Here is a 13907-nt window from a genome sequence, read left to right on the forward strand (position 1 = left end):
TCCAAGCCCGCGATCAATGCTCGCGTTGTCCACTTAGGCCGGTACGCGGCAGACCGTATGGCGTGACGGCGCCGGGCTGCTGTGGACGGGGCGGGAGCTTCACGCCAGTTCGCCATCTCCCACGCGAGGTTGCGTGCTCGACAAATCCGACATATGGGAGGCCCGGTATTCTCTGAGTGTAGGAGCGCCATGTTCTCCAAGGTGTTGGTGGCCAACCGTGGCGAGATCGCGATCCGTGCGTTCCGGGCAGCCTATGAGGTCGGCGCCCGGACGGTGGCGGTGTTCCCGTACGAGGACCGCTGGTCCGAGCACCGGTTGAAGGCGGACGAGGCCTACGAGATCGGTGAGCGCGGGCACCCGGTGCGGGCCTACCTCGACCCCCAGGCGATCGTGGACGTCGCGGTGCGCTCGGGTGCCGACGCGGTCTACCCCGGCTACGGCTTCCTGTCGGAGAACCCAGAGCTGGCCGAGGCCTGTGCCAACGCCGGCATCACGTTCGTCGGGCCGACCGCCGAAGTGCTCACGCTGACCGGCAACAAGGCCCGTGCCATCGCTGCGGCGAAGGCGGCCGGCGTACCGACGCTGGCGTCGGTCGAGCCGTCGACAGACGTCGACGCGCTCGTCGCTGCGACCGAACCGATGCCTTATCCCTTGTTCGTCAAGGCTGTCGCCGGTGGTGGGGGTCGCGGGATGCGCCGCGTCGATGACCCCGGTGTGGAGAGTGCCCAGCTGCGAGAGGCGATCGAGGTGTGCATGCGGGAGGCCGAGGGCGCCTTCGGTGACCCGACGGTCTTCATCGAGCAGGCGGTGGTCGACCCGCGCCACATCGAGGTCCAGATCCTCGCTGACGGTCAGGGCAACGTGATCCACCTCTTCGAACGCGACTGCTCGGTGCAGCGTCGCCACCAGAAGGTGGTCGAGATCGCACCGGCCCCCAACCTTGACCCAGGTATCCGGGCGCGGATGTGCGCGGACGCCGTTCGGTTCGCGACCGAGATCGGCTACCGCAACGCCGGCACCGTGGAGTTCCTGCTTGACCCCGACGGCAGCTATGTGTTCATCGAGATGAACCCGCGGATCCAGGTCGAGCACACCGTCACCGAGGAGATCACCGATGTCGACCTGGTGCAGTCGCAAATGCGGATCGCGGCCGGAGAGACACTGGCCGATCTCGGGCTCTCCCAGGAGAGCATCAACCCGCACGGGTTCGCACTGCAGTGCCGGATCACCACCGAGGACCCTGCCAACGACTTCCGACCCGACACCGGGATGATCACCACCTACCGCTCACCGGGCGGCGGCGGCGTGCGCCTCGATGGCGGCACGACGTACACCGGTGCTGAGGTCTCGGCCCACTTCGACTCGATGCTGGCCAAGCTCACCTGCCGTGGCCGCACCTTCGACATGGCGGTGGAGAAAGCCAAGCGGGCGGTGGCGGAGTTCCGGATCCGCGGAGTCACGACCAACATCGCGTTCCTCCAGGCTGTGTTGAACGACCCCGACTTCGCCTCGGGCAACATCACGACCTCGTTCATCGAGACCCACCCGCACCTGATGCAGGCCCGCGGGCAGGCGGACCGTGGCACCAAGCTGCTCGGCTACCTGGCCCATGTGACGGTCAACAAGCCGTATGGGGAGGCGCCGGTGACGCTCGACCCGGCCACCAAGCTCCCCGACACCAACCTCGAGGTGCCCGCGCCCGCAGGCAGCCGGCAGCTGCTGCTCGAGGTCGGGCCCGAGGAGTTCGCCCGTCGGCTGCGCGCCCAGGGCCGGATCGCCGTCACCGACACCACCTTCCGCGACGCCCACCAGTCGCTGCTGGCCACCCGGGTCCGCACCCGCGACCTGGTCACTGTCGCCGGCCACGTCGCCCGCACCACCCCCGAGCTGTGGTCGATCGAGGCCTGGGGCGGCGCGACCTACGACGTCGCGCTGCGGTTCCTGACCGAGGACCCGTGGGACCGGCTCGCCCGGCTGCGACAGACCGTCCCCAACATCTGTCTGCAGATGCTGCTGCGCGGGCGCAACACGGTCGGCTACACGCCGTACCCCACGGCGGTGACGAACGCGTTCGTGGAAGAGGCCGCCGCGACCGGCATCGACGTTTTCCGGATCTTCGACGCCCTCAACGACGTCGAGCAGATGCGGCCCGCGATCGATGCCGTCCGGGCCACCGGCACCACCGTCGCAGAGGTCGCGCTCTGCTACACCGGCGACCTCTCCGACCCGGGCGAACAGCTCTACACGCTCGACTACTACCTGGCCCTGGCCGAGCGGATCGTCGATGCCGGCGCCCACGTGCTCGCGATCAAGGACATGGCCGGGCTGCTCCGGGCTCCCGCCGCCCGCACCCTGGTCACCGCACTGCGGGACCGGTTCGACCTGCCGGTGCACCTGCACACCCACGACACCCCCGGCGGCCAGCTCGCGACGCTGGTCGCTGCGATCGAGTCGGGCGTCGACGCGGTCGACGCGGCCTGCGCGTCAATGGCCGGCACCACCTCGCAGCCCGCTCTGTCGGCCCTGGTCTCCGCGACCGACCACTCCGAGCGCGAGACCGGGCTGTCGCTGTCGGCGATCAATGCGATCGAGCCCTACTGGGAGGCCACCCGCCGGGTCTACGCACCCTTCGAGTCCGGACTGCCGTCACCGACCGGTCGCGTCTACCGCCACGAGATCCCCGGCGGCCAGCTCTCCAACCTCCGCCAGCAGGCCATCGCGCTCGGCCTCGGCGAGAAGTTCGAGCAGGTCGAGGACATGTACGCCGCTGCCAACGACATCCTCGGCAACGTGGTCAAGGTGACCCCTTCCTCGAAGGTGGTCGGCGACCTGGCCCTCTCGCTGGTCGGCCTCGGCGCCGACCCCGCCGAGTTCGCCGAGGACCCCGCGAAGTTCGACATCCCCGACTCCGTGATCGGCTTCCTCAACGGTGAGCTCGGTGACCCTCCCGGCGGCTGGCCCGAGCCGTTCCGCACCAAGGCCCTGGCGGGTCGCACCTGGAAGAAGCCGGCCGAGACCCTCACAGCAGAGCAGGAAGAAGGGCTGGACTCCCGCCTGGGAGCAAGTCAGGCCACCCGGCGGGCCACCCTCAACCAGCTGCTCTTCCCCGGCCCCACCCAGGACTTCCGCGAGGCCCGCGAGCGCTACGGCGACGTCTCCGTGCTGCCCACCCTCGACTACCTCTACGGCCTACGCCAGGGCGAGGAGCACAAGGTCGAGCTCGGCGAGGGCAAGACCCTGATCCTCGGCGTCCAAGCCATCAGCGACCCCGACCAACGCGGCTACCGCACCGTGATGGCACTGATCAACGGCCAGCTCCGGCCGATCAGCGTCCGCGACACCAGCGTCGCCTCCGAGGTCGCAGCCACCGAGAAGGCCGACACCTCCAAGCCCGGCCACGTCGCCGCACCCTTCCAAGGCGCCGTCACCATGGCCGTGGCCGAAGGAGACAAGGTCGCCGCCGGCGACACCGTCGCCACCATCGAGGCCATGAAGATGGAAGCCTCCATCACCGCCCCCGCCGACGGCACCGTCGAACGCCTCGCCTTCACCGGCACCCACACAGTCGAAGGCGGCGACCTGGTGCTGGTGCTGTCCTGAGCCTCGACGTCCCTGGGCCCGGCGCTGGGCCCGATAATGGGCACGACCCGGTCGTCGCCCGGTGTCATCATGGCCATCGTCGGCTTCAGCAACTCATTCCTCGAAGTCCCGGCCTGACTCGTGCCACTTGACGGCGGAGCGGTGACTGCGTCGGCGTTTTCGCAGGTGAGCGCGTTGCGGACGGCGTGATTGACACACCCCGGGGCTCGGTAGGGTCCGCTGCTGGTGTTCGTGCGGAAGGCGCCGGGGCGCTCGGGCAGCACGAAGGTCCAGCTCGCTGAGCGCCGTGATGGCCGCGACGTCGTCCTTGAGCATGTCGGCACGGCCCGCACTGACGCCGAGCTGGCGCTGCTCATGGCCCAGGCGCGTCGGCGGCTGCACGAGGGGCAGGAGGCTCTCGACCTCGACGGTGTCGGGCTTGAGGATGAGGGTGTGCCGCAGCGGCCTGGCCCGATCACGAGCAAGCGCTCGGTGCTGTTGTGGCAGGTCCTGAGCGAGGCGTACACCCGGCTCGGGTTCGACGCCATCGACGATGAGGCCTTCGCCCAGCTCGTCTTGGCGCGGATCATCGAGCCGACCTCGAAGGCCGACTCGGTGCGGGTGCTGAAGGAGATCGGGGTGGCGTCGGCGTCGCTGCGCACGATGTTCCGCTCGCTGCAACGAGCCCAGGAACGCGACTACCGCGCCCAGATCGCGACCGCCTGCTTCAACCACGCGATGACGCACGGCGACGTGAGCCTGGTGCTCTACGACGTGACCACGCTCTACTTGGAAGCAGAGAAAGAAGACGAGCTGCGCAAGGTCGGCTACAGCAAGGAGCGCCGCGTAGACCCCGAGGTCGTCGTGGGTCTGCTGGTCGACCGGCACGGGTTCCCGCTCGAGATCGGCTGCTTCGAGGGCAACAAGGCCGAGACGTTGACGATCATCCCGATCGTCAAGCAGTTCGCGCAGCGTCACGGCATCGCGGACATGGTCGTGGTCGCCGACGCCGGGATGTTGTCCTCGAGCAACTTGAGTGATCTGGACGAGGCTGGGTTGCGGTTCATCGTCGGCTCCCGGGTCACCAAGGCGCCGAAGGACCTGGAGTCTCACTTTCGCTGGCACGGCACCGCGTTCACCGACGGGCAGGTCATCGACACCATCACCCCACGCGACCAACGTGGCACCGCGGTGAAGAGCAGCGACCCGAAGCGTCGAGCCGAGCCCGTCTGGGACCCGGGGGTGCATGCGAAGTCGTGGCGCGCGGTGTGGGCCTACTCGCGGAAGCGAGCGGTGCGCGACAACGCGACGCTCACGTTGCAGGAGAACAAGGCCCGTGCCGTCGTGGCCGGGGAGAAGGCCGCCAGGACGCCACGGTTCGTCAAGACCCGCAACGGCGCCAACGAGCTCGATGAGACCTCATTGGCCAGGGCACGCGACCTCGTGGGGTTGAAGGGCTACGTCACCAACATCGAAGCCGACCTGATGCCAGCGGGCGAGGTGATCGCGAGCTACCACGACCTGTGGCACGTCGAGCAGTCCTTCAGGATGTCGAAGACCGACCTGGCCGCGCGACCTATGTTCCACCACACCCGCGAGGCCATCGAGGCCCACCTCACCATCGTGTTCGCCGCCCTCGCGATCGCCCGCCACATACAGAACGCCACCGGGCTGAGCATCAAGAAGATCGTCCAGACCCTGCGACCGATCCAGCAGATCACCGTCCGCATCGCCGGCCACGAACACCTCGCCGCCGATCCGATCACCCCAGTCGCCGAGGCGATCCTCGACGCCCTCGAGATCAGCGCTCAGTGACACACCCCGGTGGCACGAGTCAGGTTCTCGGTGGCGGGTCCAGCGGGGCCGGGGAGGGCGGCTTGGGTCTCGTAGTCGGCGGGGGCTGAGGTAGCCCAGGGGGGTGGAGTGCCGGCGGGTGGGTTGTGACAAGCCCTCGACGAAGGCGAAGATCGCATTCGCCAGGCCCCCCGGGTGGGCCAGGTGGACCGGTCGAGCAGTTCGGTCTGCAAAGTGGCGAAGAAGCTCTCGGCCACGGAGCTGTCGAAGCATTATCCGGCCAGTCAGGGTCGGACCGATGCGTTGGCCGGTTAACGGTTTCAGCGGTTCGAGCGCTCGAGCCTGCGAAGTTGCTTCCCCGTGGCGTCGACTCGCTCGGCGAGGGCATCGAAGGAAAGCTCATGCCGCGGACGGTGGCGGCCACGATATCTATGCCGCTCGACGGCGCAACCTAGCTGCCGCCCGTGCGCGCTGGGCTGCCTTCCACGGCGCACACGAAAGCCTGCCGAACACGGCGCCTAATCAGCCTGCCGCCCTCCGGCGGCCCCGGGCCGGATTCACTCATCCCGCTACGTCGCGAAACCCAGCCGAGGTCTTTCGATGCGCTCGGCCGATGCCGCACGCCAGTCGTCACTCTTGACTGCTCGTACGAAAGCTAGCTGGCAGGCCGTGGTGTCCTTCCAGCCCGCAGCCTGTGGACTCCAAAAAGAGTGTGTCGCCTAGTGGAACAGGGAGCGCGCCTTGAGGCATGGCCCTGACCTAGTGTCACCTAGCATGAGCTCGTCGACGACCGAACAGGAGAACCCAAGAGAACCCGGCGCCGCATCCATGGTAGTGCTGACTTCTGCGCGCCTGCGACACGATAGTCCTGCTACTTCGGGTCGCGTTTTCCGCTATGGCGTCGTTCGTCGATTCAGGGTGGGAGCTCACAAGACGGAGCTGCAGGTGGAGAGCGCTGTTGGCGAACACATCTGGCTAGAGTTTGACTCTCTTCCCGATCGCTCTGCTGCCGATGTGATTCTCCGTTCGGGGCTCAAGCCGCTGTCGATCATGCTTGAAGTCGGTGCTGGGGGAGACGTCGACTGTACCGTCATCTGTACTTCGTCCTCGGGACCTGCCCGTCACAAAGTCCCGTTGCGCCTTGCGCTATCGCTATGCGCCGATGGTCGCCACACGGTCGTCACGCGACCGAACCGTTAGCCGCAGCGACCGAATAGCCGGAGACCGCGCCCCTCGTCGGGATGTGAGCCACCTTGCAGACAACCAGATCACTGACCAGCGCTTGCGATCGTGCTCATGGTGAGAAACGGCCCAGGGGCCAGTCTGGATGTCCCAAGCGGCACACAGCACTGTGCGACGAGACAGGACTTGGGCCGCTTGCGCCAACCGATGATGCGAGAGGGGCTTAGAGGCGTCACCGCCAGATTCTCGTCACTCAAAGTCGACCCCGATGACTGCCGTCTGGCTGACGCGGACGATCGGGGGCCGTCTCGTCTTCAACGCCGCCTGCGCCTTTAACGAACGGAGCTGCCAATGGACCCCTTGCCGGTCAACGGACCGACCCTGCGCCGCCAGATCCATTGCCGTTCACCGTTTTCGCGGGCATTCCTGCGTGAGGCACGGAGAGCGTTTCGCGGGCGGTCTTCGTGAGTCTCGTCGATTCCTGGACAGAACCTTGCGCGAGCGTCAGACTGATGTGATGCGCCACGCAGACCCGGAAGGGATCGCCTCCTCCGTCTTGGGGCGCACCTTCGCGCTGCTGTCTTGCTTCGAGGGGCATGACGGCGCAATACGCCTGAGCGACCTCTCACGCCGCACCGGTATGCCGAAAGCGACCGCACACCGCCTCCTCCAGAAGCTGATCCAGTTCGGGGCAGTGGAACGCGAAGGGAACGGATACCGAATCGGTATCCGACTCTATGAGCTCGGCCAACTTTCCCAACAGGCACAGACGTTACGTGCGAAAGCACTTCCAATGTTGACACGGTTGCACAGCGCGACTCAAGCGACCGTTCATTTGGCTGTGCTCGAGCAGACTGAAGTCGTGTACTTGGATAAGTTGGTCGGTCCCATGGGCCCACGCATACCGTCGCGCCTCGGCGGGCGTATGCCGGCCTATTGCACTGGCCTCGGAAAGGCGATGCTCGCGCATTCCACGCCGGAAACCATTCAAGCCGTCATTGACGGGGGGATGCAGCGGAGGGCACCCCGCACAATCGTTCTACCTTCGTCACTAGTCCGCGAGGTTCAGTCAGTTCGCAAGACAGGAATCGCGTATGAATGGGAAGAGTCGGCCGTCGGCGTTGTGTGCGCTGCAGCCCCCGTTCTTGACGCAGCGGGTAAGCCAATCGCAGCCATCTCGGTTTCAGGGCTGGGGAACCAGATTGATCCGCATCGTATAGGTCCCACGGTCCGGACGGCAGCTCTTTCACTTGCAGGTTCACTTGCCATCGACGCTCCCGTTGCCCACCGCGACAGTTGAATTGGGGCCCGGGCACTCACTCATATGTCCGCCCTCTTGCCCTGGCTGAGGCTCAACTGCCCATAGGCCGCTGGTGCGATGAAGGGGTGGGGCTCCCCTCCTCGTGCGTCCCCGGCGGATGCGGGGGGTGTACTCGACTTCAACGACGGAGGAGGCTCCTCTTGCCACGGTACGCAGCAGGGAAGCGATTCGTCGGTACTGACCTCATCGACGACGCAGCTTGATTGTCTGGAGCACCGCCGAGGACGAGGCGCTGGAGACGGTGCGGATCGTCAATGACACCGACCGGTTGACCAGTGTGATTGCCCGCGCGGGCGAGTCGCCGGAGGTCGTGCTCGAGGCCACGTATGGCTGGTAGTGGGCCGGCGAGGCGCCCCAAGCGGCCGGTGCCCAAGTCCATCTTGCGCACCCGCTGAGAGGGAAGGCGTTCAAGTACCGGCGAGTCAAGAACGATGTCCGGGACGGCACCGAACTGGCGGATCTGCTGCGGATGGGTCGGCTGCCGAGGCGTGGATCGCGCCACTGGCGATCCGGGTGACGTGTTTCTGACTTTGCCATAGAGATCTGCGGCGAATCAAACATCTTCGGCGGGTCCCGGGGTGGTCGTATGTCAAGGGACAGTAGGAACTGCCCAGGGGCGGTCGTGAGACCTGCCCGCTGACGGTCACGAGAACTGCCCGGTGGTGGCCATGGGATCTGCCCAGTGGGCTTGCGGCCACCACCGACCAGAGCACTCAGCTCAAGGGACTCACCCCTCGGCCGGCGAGTGCCTGGGTAAGTCGCACGGAGTCTCCGCTGGTCTGGCACACGTGGGCGTGGTGCAGTAGCCGGTCGACGGTGGCGGTCGCCAGCGTCTTGGGCATCAGCTCGTCGAACCCGGACGGGTGCAGGTTCGAGCTGATCGCGACCGACCGCTTCTCGTAGGCGGCGTCGACGAGCCGGTAGAGCCCCTCGGCGGCATCCTGGGCGACCGGCAACAGGCCGATGTCGTCGACGACAACGAGATCGGCGCGCAGCACACGGGCGATGGCCTTGGACACCGTGTCGTCGGCACGATGGCGGCGCAGCAGGACCCCGAGGTCTTCCAGGGTGAACCAGGCGACCTTCAACCCGGCCTCGACGGCTTGGTGACCGAGTGCCTCCAGTAGGAACGTCTTCCCGGTCCCCGACGGCCCGCACACGACGAGGTTTTCCCGACGGTGGACCCATTCCAGGGTGCGGAGTGCCTGCTGGGTCGGTGCCGGGATCGAGGATGCCTCGGGCTGCCACGCATCGAACGTCTTCCCGGTCGGGAACCCCGCAGCCGCCCTGCGGGTGGCCAGTGCGGAGCGTTCCCTTCCGGCGACCTCCTCGGCGAACAGAGCCTTGAGCACCTCGGCGGGCTCCCAGCGTTGGGCCTTCGCGGTCGCGACGACCTCCGGTGCGTGGCGACGGATGTGGGGCAGCCGAAGCCGCCGCAAGAGGTCCTCCAACTCGGCCGGCAACGGCGGCGCGGACGCCATCGATGGTGTGGTGGTCTTGGTCGTCATCGGGTCACCTCGTTCCCCTCGCGGCTGTCGTGCTGGCTGTCGTGCTGGCCGAGACGTGCCCATCCGGCGGTGCCCTGGGTCAGCGACCGTTCTTCGCCGGCACGGTGCTCGCCAACAGCGGGTTGCCGGGCGTGGTGGTCGAGGATCGAGGACAGATCGGCCTCGGCGAACCGGCCGTGGACGGCGGCGTGGCCGAGTGCCCAGTCGACCTCGACGGGGTCGAACAGCTTGGCCAGGCTGAGGGCTTCGGCCATCTTGACCCTCATCCGCGGCGTGCCCGCCGCAGCGGCCTCGACCAGCCACAGGCGGGCGCCCTCGCCCAGGTCGAGGAACTCGGCTTCCGCTGGGTTCTTCGCTCGCGGCTGCCGGTTCAACGGACCTTCCGGCTGCGGTGGGAAGTGCTCGTCGTTGATCCTCGGCGTGCCCGGCGTCGCGCGCGCGTGGCGGGCGACCTCGGCGGGTCCGTCCTCGCCGACGTGAACGATGACGACCTCCTCGCCGTCGCCGAGTCCTTGGGCACGAACCCACACCGTGGCGCCGAGCAGGGTGTGTGGCACCGAGTACTGGCCGGACTCGAACATCACCATCGGCGTGTTGCCCGGCACTACCCGGGTGGTGCCGAACGCGACTGTGTGCGGCTGTGTCGGGACCGGGTGTAGCCGTGTCCGCTCTTCGGCCAACATCTCGACCGGTGGCCGCTTCGTGGTCCGGTGAGCCCGGGTGTTGACCTTCTGACAGAACGCCTCACACGCCTCCTCGAGCTCGCTAAACGACGCGTACTCCTCACGCAGGTTGGTGTCCTTGGGCACCAGGTCGGCCTTGCTGATCTTCACCGACGACTCGGTGCCGCCCTTGGACGCCGGATCCGCCGGCACACAGGTGTGGACCACGACCGAGTAGTGCTCGGCGAAGGTGACGAGCTGTCCGTTGCGGACCGGGATCCCGGCGATGTGCTCGGTCGTGACGGTCTTCTCGTTGTCGGTCAGCACGTAGGTCGGCACCCCACCCAACCGGCGGAAGGTCTGGTCCAGCGCGGCGAACACGGACGGCATGGTCTTATCGCGCAGCGCGATCACGACCCGGAACCGCGACCACGCCAGCCACGCCACGAACAGAACCGTCTTGACGCCGTCGACGACAGGTCCGTCGCCGTAGTCGTACTGCAGCCACATCCCCGGCTCGGTGACCCAGGGCCGGTGGACCCGCACATGTCCTGACCGGTATGACTTCTTCACCGATGCGACCGCACGACGGGTGGTGCGCTCCGAACCCTTGTAGCCCATCGCGAGCAGCTTCTCGTGCGCTCTGTCGGCACGGACCTTGCCCTTGGACCGCTCGACCCACTCCTCGACCTTGGGCAGGTACTCATCGATCAACTGCGGCCGAGTCACGGCCTTGTCCAGCTCACCCCCGGCAGCACGGCGGTCCACGTAGTGCTTGACCGTGTGGTGCGAGCATCCGGCCAGCTCGCCGGCATCACGCAACGACCCTGTCAGGTCGTAGGCATCCAGGATTTCCATGATCTCCTCGGCAGACTTCAAGTTGTCCCTCCTCAGGGCGACGGGCGCTTCAGCACCGCCGATCGCACCTGAGGAGGGGCCTCAACCGTCGGAGCCGGTGAGGCAGACGACGTCGTGTCGGGCAGATCCCATGACCGCCACCGGGCAGGTTTCATGTCCGCCAGCGGGCAGTTTCGTGGCCGTCTCCGGGCAGAATTTCATGGCCGCCGACAGAGCAGTGGGCCGATCTCGACGTCGAGGTCAGAACCGGGGAGACAATCGCGAGCATCGACCGATCCCTGTCGTCACTACACGCTGAGTCGGGAGAGGTCCACTCAGGCGTAGACGTCGTGGTCTTGTGCACGGGAGGTCGGAATCGAATCCTCAACGTGCCAGGCGGAGATCTCGAGGCCATCTACTACCTGCGAGACCTCGAGGACGCCGCGACCTTGTCTACGTCTTTGAAACCGGGAACACGGCTAGTCGTCGTGGGAGGCGGCTATATCGGGTGTGAGATCGCAGCCAGCGCGACAACGCGCGGATGCCACGTTACGGTTCTCGAAGCAATGCCGCACATCCTGTCCCGCGCGCTGCCCCCCCGGTGGAGCGACGTGATCGCGCATGAGCACCGACAGAAGGGCGTACAGATTCGTATCAGCACCTCGGTACGGCGGTTTGTCGGAGATAGCCGGGTGCGTGCAGTTGAGCTGGATGACGGAGAGCTGCTGGAGGCGGATGCCGTGGTTGTCGGCATCGGTATGGAGCCGGCCGTCGAGCTAGGGCGATCCCTCGAGCTGAAAGTAGACGGTGGCATTCTCGTTGACGAAGCGGGCCGGACCAGTCGCCCCCGAGTCTTCGCGTCGGGTGACGTCACGATTCAGCCCGACGTGTGGACTGGCTCGGGGTTCCGCCGTCTGGAGTCGTTCCAGAATGCACAGGAGCAATCAGACTCCGTGGCGGCGGCCATCCTTGATCAAGAACTCCCGAAGCGCCCGGCACCCTGGTTCTGGTCCGATCAGTACGAGCTCAATATCCAAACGGCCGGCGTTGTGGAAGGCGGAGACGATGTCGTTGTCCGTGGCAGCGTCGAAGATGGCAACTTCTGTGCATTCCACATTCGTCACGGGCGACTAGTTGGCACTTTCGCTATTAATCGCGGACGCGATGTGCGGGTCGCGATGCGCATGATGGAGTCGGGCGTCGCAGTGGTGCCGGCGGAACTTGCGGATACATCTAATGATCTCCGTCGCGTCGTCGCACGGCAGACGTAGAGCGCTTCTTGCAAAGAGTGTTTCGGTTAGCGGAACCGATCGCGGGCGCTCAAGTAGGGCCCTGACCTAGTGTCACGTGCCATGAGCTCCTCGACGACCGACCACGGCCGCCCAGGAGAACTCGGCGCCTCGTCTCTGGTAGATCTGAAGTCGGCTCGCCAGCGACACGATCGTCCTGCTATCCCTGACCGAGTTGTCCGTTACGGCATCGTTCGCCGACTCAGGGTAGGAGTTCACAGCACGGAGCTGCAAGTAGAGAGCGCTCTTGGCGAGCGCGTATGGCTGCGTCTTGACAGCCTTCCCGACCCCGCTGCGGCGGATGTGATGCTCCGTTCCGGGCTCAGGCCGCTGTCCGTCATCCTTGAGGTCGGTGCGGGGGGAGACGTTGATTGCGCTGCCATCTGTACTTCGACCTCGGGGCCTGCCCGTCGCAAGGTACCGCTGGCCTCTGCGTTGTCGCTATGTGCTGACGGTCGCCACACTGTCGTGACTCAACCGGACCTTCCGGCGCCTCGATCGCACGGCACCGAAGATCAGGCCTGAGAAAACGCGGCTTGCCGTCCTCAGGCCGGTAGTTCCACTCAACGACACCACGCTCTTGTTATTCGATTACGACGGCCGCAGTCTAGTCAGCGTGTGTTCGGTTCTGCGTTGGCGATTGGGTGATGGCGCCTTGTTGGTTTGTGAATCGTTCTCGGCGTCGGCACTCGGGCGTCAGAGGCGGCACTACTCCGCCCCTCGGCGGACATCGAGCCACCCCGCAGGCAGGCGGGCTCTTAGCAGCGCGTGCGAATGCGCTCGTCGTGACGAAATGCGCCACGGACGAGCCTGTACGTCCGAGCAGCGTTCCAGCTCGGTGGGACGCGCCTCGATTTGGGTCATTTAACGCAAACCGTTCCCGCAAGGGGGCCTAGTGGCCTTCGTTGCCTGCCAGCTACGAAGGAGGACGAGATGAAGCCTGCGCAGTTCTCCTACTACGACCCACGTACCGTTGAGGAAGTCCTTCAGTTCCTCGACGAGAAACAGGACGACGTGGTGCTGCTCGCTGGCGGACAGAGCCTGGTGCCTATGCTCAACATGCGGCTGGCCCAGCCTGAATGTGTGGTGGACCTAGGCAGGGTCGCAGGTCTGTACCAAGTCGAGGACACGAACGACTCCATTGCACTTGGGTCGATGGTCACGCTCGCGGCTATCGAAAGAAACGCAGCTCGTGGGAAGGGACGCCCTGAGGGCCTCGGAGATCACTCCTCTCTGGCAGCTCATCGGAGTGGCCACGGTAGTCGTTGTCGCGGCGGTCCCGTGCTACCTCCTGTGCGTGCTATCCAAGGCGCTGGGCGTCTTGCGGGGGCGAAGCGACTGAGATTACGGGAACTGATCTTGCGACGTGGGGTGTCAACAACTACGAGGAAGAGAACCTCCTGGGTCGACAACACGGCTCCGCAAGGCGCTGGGACAGGCCACTCTCGGTGGCAGGTGGGCAGCGTGTTGGCTTCCTCGCTTGAGGTTCTAAGCACACGTGATTGTCCACGAACGCCGTTGCTTGGGCCGAGCGGGGCGTGCGGTTCGTGGACAATCGCTTGAGGGAATGCAGCTCGGTGGTGGCCTCGCGCGGCAACGGGCGCCGTGCTGGCCCGGCCGAGACCGATGCCGACAGGTGCGGTCATCGCCTGCTCCTGACTCCAAGAGTCACTGATTGACGCTCATCTGGCTAATTGGCGAGTCAGGTGGGACCACGTCTCCATGGCGACGCGGA

General features: G+C 66.2%; 8 protein-coding genes. 6 read left to right on the forward strand and 2 right to left on the reverse strand.

The window, feature by feature from the left end:
• Nucleotides 1-189 precede the first annotated feature (189 nt).
• The 4 genes from FHU40_RS15990 (at nt 190) to FHU40_RS16005 (ending at nt 8213) form a co-directional block, all read left to right on the forward strand.
• Nucleotides 190-3600: a pyruvate carboxylase gene (locus FHU40_RS15990; RefSeq protein WP_183593264.1), complete on the forward strand. Its 3411-nt coding sequence runs from the start codon at nt 190-192 to the stop codon at nt 3598-3600.
• A gap of 222 nt (nt 3601-3822) precedes the next feature.
• Nucleotides 3823-5394 carry an IS1634 family transposase gene (locus tag FHU40_RS15995; RefSeq protein WP_183593842.1) on the forward strand — a complete coding sequence of 524 codons (1572 nt, stop codon included), beginning with the start codon at nt 3823-3825 and terminating at the stop codon, nt 5392-5394.
• 1678 nt (nt 5395-7072) lie between these two features.
• Nucleotides 7073-7855, forward strand: a complete 783-nt coding sequence (locus FHU40_RS16000) for an IclR family transcriptional regulator (RefSeq protein ID WP_183593265.1) — start codon at nt 7073-7075, stop codon at nt 7853-7855.
• Nucleotides 7856-8075: 220 nt separating this feature from the next.
• Nucleotides 8076-8213 carry a hypothetical protein gene (locus FHU40_RS16005; RefSeq protein WP_183593266.1) on the forward strand — a complete coding sequence of 46 codons (138 nt, stop codon included), beginning with the start codon at nt 8076-8078 and terminating at the stop codon, nt 8211-8213.
• Between the two features lie 376 nt (nt 8214-8589).
• Here FHU40_RS16005 and istB read toward each other — a convergent pair whose 3' ends face one another.
• Together istB and istA are read right to left on the reverse strand one after the other, a co-directional pair.
• Nucleotides 8590-9384 carry an IS21-like element helper ATPase IstB gene (gene istB / locus FHU40_RS16010; protein ID WP_183591811.1) on the reverse strand — a complete coding sequence of 265 codons (795 nt, stop codon included), beginning with the start codon at nt 9382-9384 and terminating at the stop codon, nt 8590-8592.
• Entirely contained in the window at nt 9381-10925 is a 1545-nt protein-coding gene (gene istA / locus FHU40_RS16015) for an IS21 family transposase (protein ID WP_064075337.1), read from the reverse strand. Before istA ends, istB begins: the two co-directional genes overlap by 4 nt.
• Nucleotides 10926-11098: 173 nt before the next feature.
• On the opposite strand from istA, the gene FHU40_RS29560 reads away from it, so the two are divergent.
• Complete coding sequence (locus FHU40_RS29560; protein ID WP_343057933.1) at nt 11099-12154, forward strand: NAD(P)/FAD-dependent oxidoreductase; 1056 nt, start codon at nt 11099-11101, stop codon at nt 12152-12154.
• A 951-nt stretch (nt 12155-13105) separates the two neighbouring features.
• On the forward strand, nt 13106-13735 hold the full coding sequence (locus tag FHU40_RS29855; RefSeq protein ID WP_082893119.1) for an FAD binding domain-containing protein: 630 nt from the start codon (nt 13106-13108) through the stop codon (nt 13733-13735).
• Nucleotides 13736-13907 lie beyond the last annotated feature (172 nt).

The organism is Nocardioides soli, from assembly GCF_014191495.1.
GTDB lineage: Bacteria > Actinomycetota > Actinomycetes > Propionibacteriales > Nocardioidaceae > Nocardioides > Nocardioides soli.